The 17861-nt window shown below is 71.7% G+C and carries 16 protein-coding genes; 7 read left to right on the top strand and 9 right to left on the bottom strand.

The window, feature by feature from the left end:
- Positions 1-384 precede the first annotated feature (384 nt).
- The 5 genes from ACRWND_RS22265 (at position 385) to ACRWND_RS22245 (ending at position 7762) form a co-directional block, all read left to right on the top strand.
- Positions 385-2379 carry a SpoIIE family protein phosphatase gene (locus ACRWND_RS22265; RefSeq protein ID WP_431952109.1) on the top strand — a complete coding sequence of 665 codons (1995 nt, stop codon included), beginning with the start codon at positions 385-387 and terminating at the stop codon, positions 2377-2379.
- A 162-nt stretch (positions 2380-2541) separates the two neighbouring features.
- A complete protein-coding gene (locus ACRWND_RS22260) occupies positions 2542-3990 on the top strand; it encodes a catalase (RefSeq protein ID WP_431952103.1) in 1449 nt (482 codons plus the stop codon).
- Positions 3991-4164: 174 nt separating this feature from the next.
- Positions 4165-4689, top strand: a complete 525-nt coding sequence (locus tag ACRWND_RS22255) for a PadR family transcriptional regulator (protein ID WP_431952101.1) — start codon at positions 4165-4167, stop codon at positions 4687-4689.
- Positions 4686-5372 carry an ABC transporter ATP-binding protein gene (locus ACRWND_RS22250; RefSeq protein ID WP_431952099.1) on the top strand — a complete coding sequence of 229 codons (687 nt, stop codon included), beginning with the start codon at positions 4686-4688 and terminating at the stop codon, positions 5370-5372. The genes ACRWND_RS22255 and ACRWND_RS22250 overlap by 4 nt, the downstream gene beginning before the upstream one ends.
- On the top strand, positions 5369-7762 hold the full coding sequence (locus ACRWND_RS22245) for an FtsX-like permease family protein (RefSeq protein ID WP_431952097.1): 2394 nt from the start codon (positions 5369-5371) through the stop codon (positions 7760-7762). The genes ACRWND_RS22250 and ACRWND_RS22245 overlap by 4 nt, the downstream gene beginning before the upstream one ends.
- A gap of 108 nt (positions 7763-7870) precedes the next feature.
- On the opposite strand, the gene ACRWND_RS22240 is transcribed toward ACRWND_RS22245, so the two are convergent.
- The 4 genes from ACRWND_RS22240 to ACRWND_RS22225 form a co-directional block, all read right to left on the bottom strand.
- The gene (locus ACRWND_RS22240) at positions 7871-9193 is read right to left on the bottom strand and encodes an AI-2E family transporter (RefSeq protein ID WP_431952095.1); all 1323 of its coding nucleotides are present in this window, start codon (positions 9191-9193) and stop codon (positions 7871-7873) included.
- Between the two features lie 110 nt (positions 9194-9303).
- Positions 9304-9984, bottom strand: coding sequence for a transglycosylase SLT domain-containing protein (locus ACRWND_RS22235; RefSeq protein ID WP_431952093.1), 681 nt, complete (start codon positions 9982-9984; stop codon positions 9304-9306).
- Positions 9985-10379: 395 nt separating this feature from the next.
- A complete protein-coding gene (locus tag ACRWND_RS22230; protein WP_431952091.1) occupies positions 10380-11699 on the bottom strand; it encodes a PhoH family protein in 1320 nt (439 codons plus the stop codon).
- A 432-nt stretch (positions 11700-12131) separates the two neighbouring features.
- Positions 12132-12905, bottom strand: coding sequence for an isoprenyl transferase (locus ACRWND_RS22225; RefSeq protein WP_431952089.1), 774 nt, complete (start codon positions 12903-12905; stop codon positions 12132-12134).
- A 110-nt stretch (positions 12906-13015) separates the two neighbouring features.
- Here ACRWND_RS22225 and mgrA point away from each other — a divergent pair, with 110 nt between their 5' ends.
- Positions 13016-14056: an L-glyceraldehyde 3-phosphate reductase gene (gene mgrA, locus ACRWND_RS22220; protein WP_431952087.1), complete on the top strand. Its 1041-nt coding sequence runs from the start codon at positions 13016-13018 to the stop codon at positions 14054-14056.
- A 17-nt stretch (positions 14057-14073) separates the two neighbouring features.
- Here mgrA and ACRWND_RS22215 read toward each other — a convergent pair whose 3' ends face one another.
- Entirely contained in the window at positions 14074-14787 is a 714-nt protein-coding gene (locus ACRWND_RS22215) for a prepilin peptidase (protein WP_431952085.1), read from the bottom strand.
- Between the two features lie 45 nt (positions 14788-14832).
- On the opposite strand from ACRWND_RS22215, the gene ACRWND_RS22210 reads away from it, so the two are divergent.
- A complete protein-coding gene (locus tag ACRWND_RS22210) occupies positions 14833-15237 on the top strand; it encodes a DUF192 domain-containing protein (protein WP_431952083.1) in 405 nt (134 codons plus the stop codon).
- 349 nt (positions 15238-15586) lie between these two features.
- Here ACRWND_RS22210 and ACRWND_RS22205 read toward each other — a convergent pair whose 3' ends face one another.
- The 4 genes from ACRWND_RS22205 to ACRWND_RS22190 are packed head-to-tail and all read right to left on the bottom strand — an operon-like array spanning position 15587 to position 17648.
- Positions 15587-16267, bottom strand: a complete 681-nt coding sequence (locus ACRWND_RS22205) for an OmpA family protein (RefSeq protein ID WP_431952081.1) — start codon at positions 16265-16267, stop codon at positions 15587-15589.
- A gap of 3 nt (positions 16268-16270) precedes the next feature.
- Positions 16271-16840 carry a hypothetical protein gene (locus ACRWND_RS22200; protein WP_431952079.1) on the bottom strand — a complete coding sequence of 190 codons (570 nt, stop codon included), beginning with the start codon at positions 16838-16840 and terminating at the stop codon, positions 16271-16273.
- 14 nt (positions 16841-16854) lie between these two features.
- The gene (locus tag ACRWND_RS22195) at positions 16855-17442 is read right to left on the bottom strand and encodes a pilus assembly protein TadG-related protein (protein ID WP_431952107.1); all 588 of its coding nucleotides are present in this window, start codon (positions 17440-17442) and stop codon (positions 16855-16857) included.
- A complete protein-coding gene (locus ACRWND_RS22190; RefSeq protein WP_431952077.1) occupies positions 17439-17648 on the bottom strand; it encodes a hypothetical protein in 210 nt (69 codons plus the stop codon). Before ACRWND_RS22190 ends, ACRWND_RS22195 begins: the two co-directional genes overlap by 4 nt.
- Between the last annotated feature and the right edge of the window lie 213 nt (positions 17649-17861).

Raw genomic sequence — 17861 nt, 5'->3', positions numbered from 1 at the left:
CCCCCCCCCCCGCCGACGCAGCGTCAGAGCCCTGCCGACGCCTCCGCGCAGGTCCCCGCGTCCGCCAAGCCCGGCTCCGCCAAGCCCGGCTCCGCCAAGCCCGGCTCCGCCGCGCCGGCGCCCGCCAAACCCCGAGGCGGCGGCCGGCGGGCGCGCGGCGGACGTGCCGCGCGGCAGCCCTCCGAGGTGCGGGACCGTCAGGCCGCCCGGGTGGTCGCCGGCGAGGGGATCGTCGCCGGCGGACAGCTGACGGCCGCCCGCGCGGGCGGTGACGGCGGACGGCGGACGGTACGGCAGCGCATGGCCGCAGCCGCGGGCGGCGCCCCGGACGGCGGCGTGTCCTGGAACGGCTCCGCGAGCCGCGACCGTCGGGCGGCCACCGCCATGGCCGCCCCCGTGGAACCCGGCCGCCGGTCCACCGCGGACGGCGGGACCCCGGGCCTGCCGGGCGTCCCCGGCCCCGCGCCACAGGGCGGGGAGCCGCGGGCCCGGCAGCGCACCCCCGACACGGCGCTGCCCTCCTCCAGGCCGGCGGGCCGGCAGAGCGGCCGCGGAGGCCAGGTCGGCGGCCACCCCGTCGACGAGGACACCGCCGGGGGTCCGCCGCCGAAGAAGATCGGCCCGCAGAGCCGCGGGCGGGCGGGAGCGGCGGACACCGAGCGGCTGCGCTACGTCGGCGCCGCCACCCGCCGCATCGCCCGCGGCCTCGACCTGGACGAGATCGTGCTGGGCCTGTGCCGGTCCGCGGTGCCCGTCTTCGCCGACGCGATCCTGGTCTACCTGCGCGATCCGCTGCCGGTGGGCGACGAGATCCCCTCCGGTCCGCTCGTGCTGCGGCTGCGGCGCGCCGACCGGGTGCCGGACGAGGACGCCCCGGAGCCGGTGGGGGGCCTGCTCATGCCGGTCGTCCCCGCCACGGAGGGCGCCTACGGCTCGGCCGCCGAGGTCGTGCGCGTCCCCATGGACGGGCGGCTGGCCGAGGTGCTGCGCGGAGTGCGTCCGGTGTTCTCCGACACCGCGCAGTCCACGGCGGCCCTCCGTGAGCTCGTCGGAGGCCTCGGCGACGGCGAGTCCGGCGAGACGCTGGAGCTTCCCACCGGGCGGCGGGCGATCCTGGCGCCGCTGCGCGGCCGCCGCCGGGTGATCGGCGCGACGGTGCTGCTGCGCCGTCCCGAGCGCGCCCCGTTCGAACCGGACGACCTGCTGATCGCGGCGCAGCTGGCCACCCACACCGCGCTCGGCGTGGACAAGGCCCTGCTCTACGACCGCGAGGCGTCCATCGCCGACTCCCTGCAGCGCGAGATGCTGCCGGACTCCCTGCCCGAGCCCACCGGGGTGCGGCTGGCCAGCCGCTACCTTCCGGCCGCCCAGTCGGCCCGGGTCGGCGGCGACTGGTACGACGCGATCCCGCTGCCGGGCAGCCGGGTGGCGCTGGTGGTCGGCGACGTCATGGGCCACTCCATGACCTCGGCGGCGATCATGGGGCAGCTGCGGACCACCGTGCAGACCCTGGCGGGCCTGGACCTGTCCCCGCAGGAGGTGCTGTACCACCTGGACGAGCAGGCCCAGCGGCTCGGCCAGGACCGCATGGCCACCTGCATCTACGCGGTCTACGACCCCATAGCGCACCGGGTCACCATCGCCAACGCGGGCCATCCCCCGCCGGTGCTGCTGCACGCCGACGGCGTGGCCGAGGTGCTGCGCGTGCCGCCGGGCGCGCCGATCGGCGTGGGCGGCGTGCCCTTCGAGGCCGTGGAGCTGCCCGCCCCGGCCGGGGCGACGCTGCTGCTCTACACCGACGGGCTGGTGGAGTCCCGCACCCGTGACGTGTGGGGCGGCATCGAGATGCTGCGTGAGCGGCTGCACTCGGCGGCGGCGGCCATCTGCCCGCCGCCGCTCGATCCGCTGTGCGACGAGGTACTGGAGATCGTCGGGCCGGGCGACCGGGACGACGACATCGCGCTTCTGGCCGCCCGCTTCGACGGCATCGCGCCGCGCGACGTCGCCTACTGGTTCCTGGAGCCGCGGGCGCAGACGGCCGGCCGGGCCCGGCGGCTGGTGCGCCAGGCGCTCGGCCGCTGGAAGCTGCAGCCGCTGGCCGAGGCGGCGGAGCTGCTGGTCAGCGAGGTGGTCACCAATGCGGTGCGGTACGCCGAGCGCCCCATCACGCTGCGGCTGCTGCGCACCGACGTGCTGCGCTGCGAGGTGGGCGACGACGCCCCGACGCTGCCGCGGATGCGCCACGCCCAGCCGCAGGACGAGGACGGGCGCGGGCTCTACCTCGTCAACCGGATGGCGCAGCGCTGGGGGGCGACCCGGCTGAGCGCCGGAAAGGTCGTCTGGTTCGAGATGGGCATTCCGGAGGGTCACGACCGGTGAGCTCACCGTCTCCATACACGTTTCATTTCTGGACATTGTCCAGATACATGGCGTGATGCCGTTTTCCGGCGTGCCGAGCCGGTGATTCAGTGTTTGTGTGGTCGTTAGCGACCAGGAGCCCCCGACGGACTCTTCCGAAGATCGACGGGAGGACACCACGACATGAGCACTCCCTACACCACCAACAACGCCGGTATCCCGGTGGAGAGCGACGCTCACTCGCTCACGGTGGGCTCGGACGGCCCCATCCTCCTCCAGGACCACTACCTGATCGAGAAGATGGCGCAGTTCAACCGCGAGCGGGTCCCGGAACGCGTGGTGCACGCCAAGGGATCGGGCGCCTACGGCTTCTTCGAGGTGACCAACGACGTCAGCCAGTTCACCAAGGCCGACCTCTTCCAGCCGGGACGCCGCACGCAGATGCTGGCCCGCTTCTCGACGGTCGCCGGAGAGCTGGGCAGCCCCGACACCTGGCGCGACCCGCGCGGGTTCGCGCTGAAGTTCTACACCGAGTACGGCAACTACGACATGGTCGGCAACAACACGCCGATCTTCTTCGTACGCGACCCGATGAAGTTCCAGGACTTCATCCGCAGCCAGAAGCGCCGCCGTGACAGCTCGCTGCGCGACAACAACATGCAGTGGGACTTCTGGACGCTGTCCCCGGAGTCGGCCCACATGGTCACCTGGCTGATGGGCGACCGCGGCGTACCCAAGTCGTACCGCCACATGAACGGCTACAGCTCGCACACGTACATGTGGGTCAACGGCGGCGGCGAGCGGTTCTGGGTCAAGTACCACTTCAAGACCGACCAGGGGATCGACTTCCTCACCCAGGAGGAGGCCGACCATTACGCGGGCGCCGACGGCGATCTGCACCGCCGTGACCTGTACCAGGCCATCGAGCGCGGGGACCACCCCTCGTGGACGCTGTACATGCAGATCATGCCGTTCGACGACGCGGCCGACTACCGGTTCAACCCCTTCGACCTCACCAAGGTGTGGCCGCACGGCGACTACCCGCTGATCGAGGTCGGCCGGATGACCTTGGACAAGAACCCCGAGGACTACTTCATCCACATCGAGCAGGCCGCCTTCGAGCCCAGCAACATGGTGCCCGGCATCGGCCCCTCCCCGGACAAGATGCTCCTCGGCCGGCTCTTCTCGTACGCCGACACCCACCGCTACCGGATCGGTCCCAACTACGCGCAGCTGCCGCCGAACCGGGCCCACACCGAGGTGCGCTCGTACGCCAAGGACGGGCCGATGCGCTACGAGCCGTCGCGCACGGCCGCGCCGTACGCGCCGAACTCCTTCGGCGGGCCCGAGGCCGACATCCGGCGCTTCGGCGACCCGGCCGGCTGGGAGGTGGCGGGGAACATGGTGCACGAGCCGTACAAGCTGCACCGCGAGGACGACGACTTCGGCCAGGCCGGGACGATGGTCCGCCAGGTCCTGGACGACGCCGCCCGCGACCGGCTGGTCTCCAATGTGTCGGGCCACCTCAGGAACGGGGTCAGCGCCCCCGTCCTGGCCCGCGCGGTGGAGTACTGGCGCGCCATCGACAAGGAGGTCGGCGACCGCATCGCCGCCAACGTCAACGGCCGGTAGGCCGCGCCTCCCCACAGCCGCAGCCCCGGTGCACGTGATGTCCGTCCGTGCCCCGGGGCTGCATCGCGCCCGGATGAGAAAGATCCCAGCTCAGGCCGGGGTTCTGTCACGGTCCCGTCACCACTTCCATGATCTATACGCTGCATGTATACGTGCCGTGTAGAGTTCCCTGCCATGAGCATCGGCCACACCTTGCTGGGACTGCTGGAGTCAGGCCCGCGCCACGGATACGACTTGAAGCGGGCCTTCGACGACAGATTCGGCCACGACCGCCCGCTGCACTACGGCCAGGTCTACTCGACGATGGCCCGGCTGCTGAAGCACGGCCTGGTCGAGATCGACGGCATCGAGGCCGGCGGCGGCCCCGATCGCAAGCGGTACGCGATCACCGAAGCCGGGATCACCGACGTCGAGAAATGGCTCGGGCAGCCGGAGAAGCCCGAGCCCTACCTGCAGAACACCCTCTACACCAAGGTCGTCCTCGCCCTGCTCACCGGGCGCAGCGCCGCCGACCTGCTCGACACCCAGCGGTCCGAGCACCTGCGGCTGATGCGGGACCTGACCGAACGCAAACGGCACGGCGACTTCGCGGACCAGCTCATCTGCGACCACGCCCTGTTCCACCTCGAAGCGGACCTGCGGTGGCTGGAACTCACCGCCGCCCGCCTCGACCGACTCGCGGCGGAGGTAGCCGAATGAGCACCCCGGAGAACCTGATGGAAGCCGTCGGCCTGCACAAGGCGTACGGCCCCACCCCCGCCCTCGACGGCGCCGACTTCGCCATACGCGCCGGGGAGGTCGTCGCCATCATGGGACCCTCCGGCTCCGGCAAGTCCACCCTGCTGCACTGCCTGGCCGGCATCGTCCGCCCCGACTCCGGCCAGGTGCTCTACCGCGGCCGCGACCTGACCGCCATGAGCGACGCCGAACGCAGCGAACTGCGCCGCGGCGACTTCGGCTTCGTCTTCCAGTTCGGCCAGCTCGTCCCCGAGCTCACCTGCGTCGAGAACGTCGCCCTGCCGCTGCGGCTGAACGGCACCCGCCGCAAGGATGCCGAAAACCGCGCAGCCGAATGGCTGGCCCGCCTCCAGGTCGAGGACCTCGCCGCCAAACGCCCCGGCGAGATCTCCGGCGGCCAGGGCCAACGCGTCGCCGTCGCCCGCGCACTGGTCACCGGCCCCCGCGTCGTCTTCGCCGACGAACCCACCGGCGCCCTCGACTCCCTCAACGGCGAACGCGTGATGCACATGCTCACCGACGCCGCCCGCGACACCGACGCCGCCGTCGTCCTCGTCACCCACGAAGCACGCGTCGCCGCCTACTCCGACCGCGAGATCGTCGTCCGCGACGGCAAGTCCCGCCACCTCGAGAGGACGGCATGAGTTCCGGAACCGCCACCCGGGGCGGCACGCTGTCCGGCTGGGTCCGCGACGTGAGCCTGGGCTTCCGCTTCGCCGCCACCGGCGGCCGCGAGGGCTGGACCCGCACCGCGCTGACCACCGTCGGCGTCGGCCTCGGCGTGGCACTGCTGCTGGTGGCCGCCTCCGTCCCGGCCATGCTGGGCGCCCGCACCGACCGCGGCTACGAGCGGGACTACTCCTGGTTCAACGCGCCGCCCAAGGTGAGCGCGAGCACCGTGCTGTTCGCGCCGGCCGACACCGCCTTCCGCGACGACGAGATCCGGGGCGTGCTCCTCAAGGCCGACGGCGACCGGCCCGCGCTGCCGCCCGGTGTCGCGAAGATGCCCGCCCCCGGCGAGATGGTCGTCTCCCCCGCCCTGAAGAAACTGCTCGACCAGCCCGGCAGCAAGCTGCTGCGCGAACGCCTGCACTACCGGATCATCGGCCTCATCGGCGACCAGGGCCTGGTCGGCCCCGCCGAGATGGCGTACTACGCGGGCAGCGACAAGCTCGTCGCGCGGTCCGCCGACGGCGCGACGGGCAACGCCACCCGCATCCCGTACTTCGGACGCGGCGCCGCCAAGCCGGAACCGCTCGGGGGCGTGCTCTCCCTGCTGGTGATCATCATCTTCGTGGTGCTGCTGCTCCCGGTGGGCGTCTTCATCGGCAGCGCCGTCCGCTTCGGCGGCGAACGCCGCGACCGGCGGCTGGCCGCACTGCGGCTGGTCGGCGCGGACAGCCGGATGACCCGGAGGGTCGCGGCCGGAGAGGCGCTGTTCGGCTCGCTGCTCGGACTCGCCGTCGGTGCCGCGCTGTTCCTGGGCGCCCGGCAGTTCGCAACCGACGTGACGCTGTACGACATCAGCGTCTACCCCTCCGACATCACCCCGAGCCTCGGTTTCGCCCTGCTCGTGGCCCTGGCGGTGCCGGCGGCGGCGGTCGCGGTCACCCTGCTGGCCATGCGCGGCATCGCCATCGAGCCACTCGGCGTCGTACGCAACGCCACGGCCCGACCGCGTCGCCTTTGGTGGCGGCTGCTGATCCCGCTGGCCGGCCTCGCGCTTCTCGCGCCGCTGTTCGGCGCGATCAGCACCGAGGCCGAGGTCAACGCGTACCAGGTGACCGCCGGCGTGGTCCTGCTGCTCGTGGGGCTCACCGCCCTGCTGCCCTGGGTGGTCGAGTCGGCCGTCGGCCGGCTCCGCGGCGGCCCTGTGGCGTGGCAGCTGGCCACCCGCCGGATCCAGCTCCACAGCAGTGCCTCAGCCCGCATGGTCAGCGGCGTGACGGCCGCGGTGGCCGGGGCGATCGCCCTGCAGACCCTTTTCTCCGGCGTGCAGAGCCAGTTCGTCACGGACTCCGGCAAGGATCCGGACCGGGCGCAGATGGTCGCCAGCGTGAGCATCGCGAGCGGAGCCGAGGGCCACCGGGTCGAGCAGGCGTTCGCCGCCACCCCGGGCGTGCGGGACGCGCTCACCATCCTCTCCTCGGACGCCGTGCCGGCGGACTCCTCCACCAGGAAGTCGACGGCCGACCTGCGCTTCGTGCCGGTCGTGGTGGCCGACTGCGCCACCCTGCGCGAGCTGGTGGACCTCCGTGACGGCTGCGCGGACGGCGACGTGTTCCTCGCCGACGACCCGCATGCCGTCGGCGACGCCGACACGTTCGTGCGGCCCGGTCGCCCGATCGACCTCAACGTGCCGCGGGGGGAGCACTACACCGGCACGCCTCGTCTGTGGACCGTGCCGGCCGGCGCCCGCAAGGTGACCTCGATCATCGCGCCGGACGGAGACTACGAGTCGGGGGTCCTGGCCACCCCCGCGGCCCTGGACGCGGCATCGCTGCACGCCCCGGGGGTGAAGGTCATGCTCCGGACGGACCCGCACACGCCGGACGCGTTCGAGCAGATCCGCAACACCACGGCGCGCCTCGATCCGTCGGCCAACGTCTTCCCGCTCGAGTCGACGACGGAGAACTCGAAGTTCGTCAACATCCGGCGCGGTCTGCTCGTCGGCGCTGCCGCCACCCTGGCCCTGATCGGCGCGAGCCTGCTGGTGTCGATGCTGGAGCAGCTGCGCGAGCGCAGGAAGCTGCTGGCGGTCCTGGTCGCCTTCGGCACGCGGCGCTCGGTGCTCGGACTGTCCGTGCTGTGGCAGACCGCGCTCCCGGTCGCGCTCGGTATGGCCCTGGCCGTCCTCGGCGGCGCCGGGCTGGGCGCCGCCCTGCTGAAAATGGTCGGCGAGCCGCTGCACCTCGCCTGGGGCAGCATCGCCACGATGAGCGGCATCGCCGCGGGGGTCGTCCTGCTGGTGACCCTGCTGGCCATGCCGCCGCTGTGGCGGATGATGCGCCCGGACGGCCTGCGGACGGAGTGACCGGGGACGGCCGCGGCCACCGGGCCGCGGCCGTCGGCGGGCGAACCGTACCGACGCAGCCTCGAGCGGCCTCGTACCCCGGCCCCCGAGGGCCGGGGTAACGGGCGGTCAGACGGGCTCCCCCGGGGTGGCGTCGGGAAGCCCGGCCGCGCCGACCGGCGCCACCTCGGCGACCGTCGAGCCGTGCGGGGCGGGCTCGTCGGCCATCGCCGACTCCCGGGCGTGGGCCCGCAGATAGCCGACGACGGTGTTGGTCACGGCCACCAGCGGTACGGAGACGACCGCGCCGCCGATCCCGGCGACGAGCGAACCGGCCGCCACCGCCAGGATCACCCCGAGCGGGTGCACCCGCACCGCGCGGCCCAGGATGAACGGCTGCAGGATGTGGCCCTCGATCTGCTGCACCAGCAGGACCACCGCCAGCACCATCAGCGCGGTGAACGGCCCCTCCGTCACCAGCGCCACCACCATGGCGATGGCGCCCGAGGCGACCGCGCCCACCAGCGGCACGAACGCCGCCAGGAAGATGATGACGGCCAGCGGAACGGCCATCGGCACCCCGAGGAAGAAGATGCCGATGCCGATGAAGATGGCGTCGATCAGGGCCACTATCACCGTGCCGCGCACGTAGAGGGTGAGCGTGCGCCACGCCCTCGGGCCCGCGCCGCCGAGCCCGTCGCGGGCTGCCACGGGGAAGAGCTTCAGGAACCAGTTCCAGATGTTCCGGCCGTCGTAGAGCAGGAACAGCGTGCTGAACATGGCCAGCAGGATGCCGGTGAGCATCTCCACGACGACGGTGACGCCCTGCAGCCCGGCGTCGGTCAGCGCCTTGGAGTTGGTGCCGATCGCCTCCTGGAGGTTCTTGGCGATCTGGTTGATCTGGTCGTCGGTCACATGGAACGGGCTGTTGAGCAGCCAGCGCTTCAGCTCGGCGATGCCGTCCTGCAGGCTGGTGGAGAGGTTGTCGATGTTCTCCATGACCTGCCAGACCACGAACCAGCCGACCAGGCCCATCATCACGAAGCCGCCGATGAAGACGATGGCCGTGGCGAGGCCGCGCGGCACCCCCATCCGCTTCAGCCGGCCCACGAAGGGCTGCAGCAGCGCGGTGATCAGGAGCGCGGCGACGAAGGCCAGGACGACCAGCTGTATGGTGCCGATCACCCGCATCAGCACCCAGACGGTGCCGGCCAGCACCAGCAGCCGCCAGCCGAGTTCGGCCGCGACCCGCATGCTCCACGGCACCTGGGCGACCGGGTCGCCCGGGCCCGACGGACGCGGCGCGTGCCGGCGCGCGCGTTGCTCCTCCTCCTGGCGGCGGGCCTCCTCGCGGGCGCTCTCGGCCGCGGCCCGGCGCTGTTCCTCCAGCCTTCCCGCGAGCTTGGCCAGCTCGGCCGCCAGCCCGCTGCCCCATGGGCGCTTCTCCGACATCACGTCCCCTGTCCCCCCGCCCCCCGGTCATCCGTCCTCACCACGGTACGCGCAACGAGCCCCCGTCCCTCAAGAGGGCGGGGGCTCGTCGGCGATTCGTGACGAATGGCCTAGTACCAGTGGTTGGCCTGCCAGAAGGACCAGGCGCCGCAGGGGCTGCCGTACCGGCTGTTCATGTAGTTGAGGCCCCATTTGATCTGGGTGCCGGGGTTGGTGCGCCAGTCGGCGCCCGCGGAGGCCATCTTGGAACCGGGCAGTGCCTGGACGAGGCCGTAGGCGCCGGAGGACGCGTTCGTCGCGGTGTAGTTCCAGCCGCTCTCACGGGTGACGATGTTCGAGAAGCACTGGTACTGCGTCGCGTTCCCTATGAGCCCCTGGGCCATGGCCTGGACTTCGGCGACCGTGTACGAGGCCTTCACGACCAGCGCGGCGCGCTTGGCTGCGCGCGACGCCTCCTCGGCCTTGCGGGCGGCCTCGGCCTTCTCCGCCGCCTTCTCCTCCGCCTTCTTGCGGGCGGCGGCGTCCTTGGCGGCCTGCTTGCGGGCGGCCTCCTGCGCGGCCTTCTTCGCGCTGGCGTCGGCGGCGTCGGACTGCGCCTGCACCTGCTGCGTCAGGGAAGCCTGCTGGACCTGCTGCCCAGCGGGAATGTCCGCGAGGACGGTGGTCGCATCGGCGGCGGCGACGGGCTGCACGGCCCCTTCGCTGCCGGAGGCGACACCGACGACGGCGCCCACAGTGGTGACCGCAGTGGCCGAAGCCACCGCGAATCCCCGGACCGAGATCCGGCTCACACGGTTTCCTTCCAGCGTCGCCCGCTGGGTGACCTCGCGGACGCGATCGTGCCCCTTCTCGCTGGCTCCTACTGCACCGGTCACAGAGCACTGGCCCGGTGGAGCTCCCCCGGAAAGGCGGGAGTCCGCTGTTGAAACTCGGGCGGCCCACGGCGACGCTGTTCAGTTCTGAGGTTCCGCACGTTGGGGGTACGGGGGGTGCCGGGGGCGGGGCCTGACAGAACCGACAGCCTGCCGTAGGCAGACGCGTGAACGCAATCTCCCGTTGCGTGTCAAAGCTCACACGCCGCACGCGCCGCACATTTTGCCGTTTCGTATCCGCGGCTCCCCCAGACAGCGCTAGGCTGCTGCGCCCTTGCGGCGCAGCAGCCCAACACACCGTGTGGTCTTCCGGGTTAGGCCCGGCCGTCCTCCAGCATCTCCGTCACGAGCGCGGCGATCGGCGAGCGCTCGGAACGGTTCAGGGTGATGTGCGCGAACAGCGGATGGCCCTTGAGCTTCTCGACGACGGCGACCACGCCGTCGTACCGACCCACCCTCAGGTTGTCGCGTTGGGCGACGTCATGCGTCAGAACAACTCGGGAATTCTGCCCGATACGGGACAACACGGTCAGCAGGACGTTGCGCTCCAGGGACTGCGCCTCGTCGACGATCACGAAGGCGTCGTGCAGGGAGCGGCCGCGGATGTGCGTGAGGGGCAGGACCTCCAGCATGCCGCGCGCCACCACCTCATCGATGACCTCCTTCGACGTCACCGCGCCCAGGGTGTCGAAGACCGCCTGGGCCCACGGGCTCATCTTCTCCGCCTCGGTGCCCGGCAGGTAGCCGAGGTCCTGACCTCCCACGGCGTACAGCGGCCGGAACACCATCACCTTCTGGTGCTGCTGACGTTCCAGCACCGCCTCCAGGCCGGCGCACAGCGCGAGCGCCGACTTGCCGGTGCCGGCCCGGCCGCCCATCGACACGATGCCGACGTCCGGGTCGAGCAGCAGGTCCAGCGCGATCCGCTGCTCGGCGCTGCGCCCGTGGATGCCGAAGGCCTCCCGGTCGCCGCGCACCAGCCGGACCCGGCCGTCGGCCGTCACGCGGCCGAGCGCCTTGCCGCGATCGGACTGCAGGACCAGGCCGGTGTGCACCGGAAGCCCGACGGCCTCGGCCAGCTCGACCGTCTCCGACTGGAAGAGCTCGTCCACCTCCTGGGCCGCGACCTGCAGCTCGTGCATGCCCGTCCAGCCGGAGGTGATCGCCAGTTCGGCCCGGTACTCCTCGGCCAGCAGCCCGACGGAGGAGGCCTTGACCCGCAGCGGCAGGTCCTTGGAGACGACGGTGACGTCGTAGCCCTCGGCCTGGAGGTTCCGGGCCACCGCGAGGATCCGCGAGTCGTTGTCGCCGAGCCGGAACCCCGCGGGCAGCACGCCCGGATCGGAATGGTTCAGCTCGACGCGCAGGGTGCCTCCCAGCTCGCCGATCGGGATCGGTGCGTCCAGCCGCCCGTACCGGATCCGGTACTCGTCGAGCAGCCGCAACGCCTGGCGGGCGAAGTAGCCGAGCTCGGGGTGGTGGCGTTTGGCTTCCAGCTCGGTCACCACGACGACGGGCAGGACCACCTCGTGCTCGTCGAAGCGGAGGAGGGCATGCGGGTCGGCAAGCAGCACGCTGGTGTCGAGTACATAGGTGCGCCGGTCGTGCTCACGGCGATTCTTGCTGGTCACCACGTGTGGACGAACCCCCTCGGAAGAGGCGCGGGTGCGACGGCGTCGCGCGGGACAGGGCCGGGACCGACCGAGAGGGCCGGACCGCGACCCTCCGAGTCGACGCGGTCGATGCCGTCCGGGTCGAAGGCTGACAACGGCACGTCCGTGAGCAAAGGGCCTCCCGGGCGGACGGACCAGGTGCCGTCCGCTTCTGTCCGGCATCCGTGGGCCGGATGCCGGTCTGACGGGTCTATTCCCTCGAAAGAGGAGGCCTATGCGACTGCATATGACAGGTGTTGGCCGGGACTTTGGCCCTGCCGCCCCGTCGCCGGGCGTTCTCCCGCTCTCCACCGGGCCGTCATCCGGCCCCGCGACTTCCGGCGTTCGCCGCGTCCCCGGTGTGGCGCGTCTCCTCCGATACCGCCATCCGGGTGAAGCAGGGCGACCCGGTTCTCAGGTCCCGTAGCGCCGGTGCCGCGCCGCGTAGTCACGCAACGCCCGCAGGAAGTCCACCCGGCGGAACGCCGGCCAGAACACCTCGCAGAAGTAGTACTCCGAATGCGCGCTCTGCCAGAGCATGAAACCCGACAGGCGCTGCTCGCCGGAGGTGCGGATGACGAGATCGGGGTCGGGCTGGCCCCTGGTGTAGAGGTGCTCCGCGATGTGGTCGATGTCGAGGATCTCCGCGAGGTCCTCGATGGAGGTGCCGCGCCCGGCGTGCTCGTGGAGCAGCGAGCGGACCGCGTCGGCGATCTCCTGGCGGCCGCCGTACCCCACGGCCACGTTGACGAGTATGCCCTCGACGCCCGCCGTTGCCTGCTCGGCCTCCTTGAGGACGGTCTGGGTGCGGGCGGGCAGCAGGTCCTTCGCCCCCACGTGGTGGACGCGCCACCGACCGGTCGCCGCGAGGCCGCTGACCGCGTCCTCGATGATGCCGAGCAGCGGGACGAGTTCCTCCGCCGGGCGGTCCAGGTTGTCGGTGGACAGCAGCCACAGGGTGACCACCTCGACGCCGGTCTCCTCGCACCAGCCCAGGACCTCGGTGATCTTGTCCGCACCGGCCCGGTGGCCCTGCTCGGTGGTGCGCGCGGCCGCCTTGGCCCACCGGCGGTTGCCGTCGAGGATGACGCCGATGTGCTTCGGGGCCTGAGACCGGTCCAGCCGGCGCTCCACACGGCGGGCGTACAGGTCGGTCAACCTGAGACGTACCAGGTCGCGCAGATTCATTGCCGAGCCCCTCCTGCGGTCGTCACCCCCTCGCCACCCTACTGCGCCCCCGTCAAGGCCGCCGAACCGGGTGCGAGGCCGTGGACCAGCGTCGTGATAGGACCGCTTCCGTGGATATTCGTTCTCTCTACCGCGCAGCCGACGAGCGCTACGACGCGATGGCGTACCGCCGCACCGGCCGCAGCGGCCTGAAGCTCCCCGAGATCTCCCTCGGCCTCTGGCACAACTTCGGTGACGACCGCACCCTCGACTCGCAGCGGGCCATCCTGCGCCGCGCCTTCGACCTCGGCGTCACCCACTTCGACCTGGCCAACAACTACGGCCCGCCCTACGGCTCCGCCGAGCGCAACTTCGGGACCATCCTGGCCGAGGACTTCCGGCCCTACCGCGACGAGCTGGTCATCTCCACCAAGGCGGGCTACGACATGTGGCCCGGCCCGTACGGCGAGTGGGGCAGCCGCAAGTACCTGCTCTCCTCGCTCGACCAGTCCCTGCAGCGGATGGGCCTGGACTACGTCGACATCTTCTACTCCCACCGCTTCGACCCCGACACCCCGCTGGAGGAGACGATGGGCGCCCTCGCGTCCGCCGTCCAGCAGGGCAAGGCGCTCTACGTCGGCATCTCCTCCTACAGCGCCCAGCGCACCCGGGAGGCCGCCGGCCTGCTGCGCCAGATGGGCGTGCCGGCGCTGATCCACCAGCCCTCGTACTCCATGATCAACCGCTGGGTCGAGGACGACGGGCTGCTGGACGTCCTCGACGAGGAGGGCATGGGCTGCATCCCGTTCGTCCCGCTGGCGCAGGGGCTGCTGACGGACAAGTACCTGAACGGCATCCCGGAGGGTTCGCGGGCCTCCCAGGGCAAGTCCCTCGACCCCACCCTGATCACCGACGAGGTCGTCCGGCGGTTGCGCGGCCTCAACGACATCGCCGCCCGGCGCGGCCAGTCGCTCGCGCAGCTCGCGCTGAGCTGGGTGCTGCGCGACAGGCGGGTCACCTCCGCGCTCATCGGGGCGTCGAGCGTCGCCCAGCTGGAGGCCAACGTCGCGGCGGTGGGCGCCGCCCCGCTGACGGCCGAGGAGCTCGCCGAGATCGACGAGTTCGCCCTCGAGTCCGGAGTCAACCTCTGGACCCGCAGCAGCGACGCGTGACACGGCGGGCGCCCTGGTCAGGACGGCAGCAGCGGTCCGGCCAGGGCGCCGGCCAGGATGAACGGCCCGAAGGGCAGCGGCGTACGGCGCCCGGCGCGGCCGGCCGCCATCAGCACCAGACCCGCGACCGCGCCCAGCGCGAAGGCCGCGAAGGCCCCGACGGCGAGCGTCCGCCACCCGTACCAGGCGAGCACCAGTCCCGCGGTGGGGGCGAGTTTGACGTCGCCGAAGGCCATGCCGTCCGGGTTCACCAGGTGCAGCGCGAGGAAGAACAGCCCCAGCGCGCCCGCCCCCAGCAACGACCTGGGCCAGGAGCCCTGGTGGCCCGGGAGCAGCGAAACCGCCCCCAGCAGCGCCGCCGTCCCCGCGGCGGCCGGCAGCGTCAGCACGTCCGGCAGCCGCAGCACCGTCAGGTCGACCCGGGCGAGCAGCACCGCGAGCGGGACGAGCAGCAGCCACACCGTCAGCTCGGGCCGCGGACCGGTGCCGGCGGCCACGGCGGCGCAGAGCCCGGCGGTGACCAGTGCGCAGCGCCACCCGGCGGCCGGGTGACCGGCGTTGCGCACCGGCCCCCACCAGCCGCGCCACCCCCGCGGGTAGGGAAGTCCCGCCGGACACCCGCTCCGCCAGGGCCGCTCGGGCGCGACGGACAGCCGGTACGCCGGACGGGGCAGGGCGAGCCCCGCGACGGTTCCCCACACGACGGCCGCGGCGATCGGATAGACATGCATCGGGCCGACCGTACACGGACGCTGCAGGCAAGGGGACGTGGCCGCATGAATGACCTCCGGCGTGACGGGACGGGACTGCTGCGCCTCACCGGGAGCGGCAGCGGGGACGGGAACGGCCGCGGCGGGGGGCGGCCGGGCGCCTCGGGGATACCGCTGGAGATCGCCGCCTCCTACCGGGCCCGCACCCGGGGGCTGCTGGGCCGTACCGGGATCACCGGGGCGCTGTTGCTCACCCCCGCCGCGAGCGTGCACACCCTGGGCATGCGCTTCGCCATCGACGTCGCCTATCTCGACCGCCGGCTGCGGGTGCTCGCCGTCCGCACCATGCCTCGGGGACGCCTCGGCCGCCCGCGGCTGCGGGCCCGTCATGTGCTGGAGGCGGAGGCGGGCGCGATGGCGGCCTGGGGCCTGCTGCCGGGCAGGGCGGTGACCGTGGAGAGGGATGCCTGAGGGCTGCGGCGTCCTGCGCGCGTCCTGCCCGTCCGGCAGGCTCCGGGGACCGTCCGGCACCGGGGCGGGGAGAAAAGACGGGCCGGTCCGCAGGGGGGGGAGCGGACCGGCCCGAGGGGGGGTTTCCAAGGTACCGCGCCGGAACCGCTCTCCCGGTCCAAGGTCATGAGGGAGATGTGAAGGTTCTCTCGAAGAAATTGCACGTTCGATGGGCGATTAGCCCGAATGGCAGGGAACAGTGCGGTTTACCCATAGGCGCCACTTGCGGACCGCATGCGCTCCGTCACGGAGCGCACTGGGCCCTCGGCTACGCCGACGGCCTCCGCGAAGCCGCCGGCCGACGGCGTCACTACGGCCGGAACGTGATCTCCACGCGGCGGTTCTGCTTGCGGCCCGCCTCGGTGGAGTTGTCCGCGATCGGGTAGTCCTCGCTGTAGCCGCGCACCTGGAACGAGTGGGCTGAACCGCCCAGCGAACCGAGCTCCTCCGCGAGGACCTTGTAGACGGCGTCGGCCCGCTTCTTGGACAGCACCTTGCCGTGCTCGTACGAACCGAGGTCGTCCGTGAAGCCGAAGACGCGGATCGGCTGCGTGACGCCCTTGGCGTCAATGTCAGCAGCGATCGCCTTGATCCGCGCGGTGGCCGCCGCGTTCAGCCTGGCGCTGTCCTTGCCGAACAGGACGTCGGCCTGGAGCGCGTAGGTGACGGAGGAGTTCGACTCCTCGTGCCGCTCCTCGCCGTCGTCGGCGGAGGCGTTCTCGGAGGACGACGCGTCCGTCACCGAGACGATGTCCAGCACCTTGGGGGGCGCCAGCGTCGCCCCCTCGGGCAGCCGCAGGTCCGGGTCGTCGGCGTCCACCTTCACGGGCGCGGACGGAGTGGGCTGCGCCGTCGGATCGTCGTCAGCCCGCGCGGTCGCGGCGTTGAGCGGCGTCAGCACGAGCGCGAGACCGAGCACGCACGCGGCGCCGGGACGGCCGTGCGGATGCGGACGAGAACGCGGACGGGGACGGGGGCGGGGACCCTGCATGGCTCACCCCTCCGCGATCGTGATCTTGGCGGGGGGCATCGTCGGCAGTTGGAACTCCACCTCGGTGGTGGATTCCGGCGGTGCCGGGAATTGGGCGAAGAGGGGGCGGGTCTCACCCGGCTTGATCAGCGTCAGGCCCATCGTGCACAGGCACTTGCCTTCGGTGTCCCGGAGCACGTAGTAGCGCTTCTTGCCGACCGAGTCGACAAGGACGGCACCGGCGACGGAGGGTCCGGAGCGCTGCACCGCGGTCTCCTGACCTGTCCAATAGGTGGCGTTGAACGGCGAGTCCCCGTTGTTGGTGAGCGATCCCTTGACAGTGACAAATCCACCCGAGTCACGCGTGGCTTCGTTCAGGGTGACCGTGATGCCCTTCTCACCCTTCATCTGTGCGAGGACTTGGCTCGGCTCGTCCGAAGGCGCGGCACTCGACCTGTCCGAACCGCCTGGCGCACTCGTCTTCGCGGACGGCGTGCCCGCGGCCTTGCCGTCACCGCCGCCGCACCCGGTAAGTGCCACGGCAAGGACCATGGCGGCGACGATCGCGGCCGGGCCCTGCTTCTGGATACGCATCGGTCCCCCGTTACTCACTCGCTGAGATAGACGGAGTAGAACTCCGCCAAGTTCAGGGCGAAGTCACCGGCCGTCGGGTCCACGGTGAGCCGGTCTCCATCGCAGATGAACGTGATCGCGTCGCCGTCTTTGTCATCCACGATGCAGCGACTCTCGACGATCGCGGTCGCAGCGGCACTCGCGTGCATGGATTCAGTACCAGGAACGACGGACTTGCCGACGGTGCCGGAGGTGTGAAGGGCCACCGTGGCGGCGCCCGGACCGCCCACGTCGCACACGTCGACGACTGCCTTGTTCTGCCCCGCGTAGTCGGCGGCCGCAGCGCAGGCACCGTCGGTTGTCATCTCGTTCAGGGCCAGCAAGTCCGCCAGCCGCTCCAGGTCTCCTGCCTCCAGTGCGTCAAGGAATGGCTCCCTGACGCTGTCGCGAACCTCTCGCGCGGCCGCGAGGGCTGTGGCGTCGGCCGCGGTCTGTGCCGTGTTCCTCACCGATGAGGCCTGTCCGACCGCGAAGAACGCGAAAGCCAGGAAGAACAGGGCACCCACCGCCACGATGTAAATGCCGAGAGTCTGTCCCGCGTCGCCACCGGTCTCCCCCCTCAGCCTGCGCCGACGATGTCCGCGATCTTGCCGAGAATCCCGTCCAGTACGGCCTGACCGATGCTCGTCGTCCCCGCCAACACCCCGATGATGACCGCGATCACCACCGCGATGCCCAGGTACTCGAACGACGTCTGCCCCGAGTCGCCGCGCGGCGTCCCGCGCAGACCCGCGCGGACGCGCACCCGCAGCGCGGTCAGACGCTTCACAACCCACCTGCTCATCTTCCGTGCCCCCAACCGTAGTCACGTGACGTGCGCCGGCCGCGCGCCTTGCGTCGGCCGGGGTCTGGCTATCGCCGCGGGTGGGCGCTGTGCCGGTGAGGTCCACGGCGCACCGCCTCCCATCGGGTCAACCCGCCGCGATACAAGCCTGATTGCAGGTGCAAATGCGGTTGCGACTGCAAATGTACAGCGCGCCCC

This window comes from Actinacidiphila sp. bgisy167, from assembly GCF_965342175.1.
Classification (GTDB): Bacteria; Actinomycetota; Actinomycetes; order Streptomycetales; family Streptomycetaceae; genus Actinacidiphila.
This window is presented reverse-complemented; position numbering and strand designations above follow the sequence as displayed.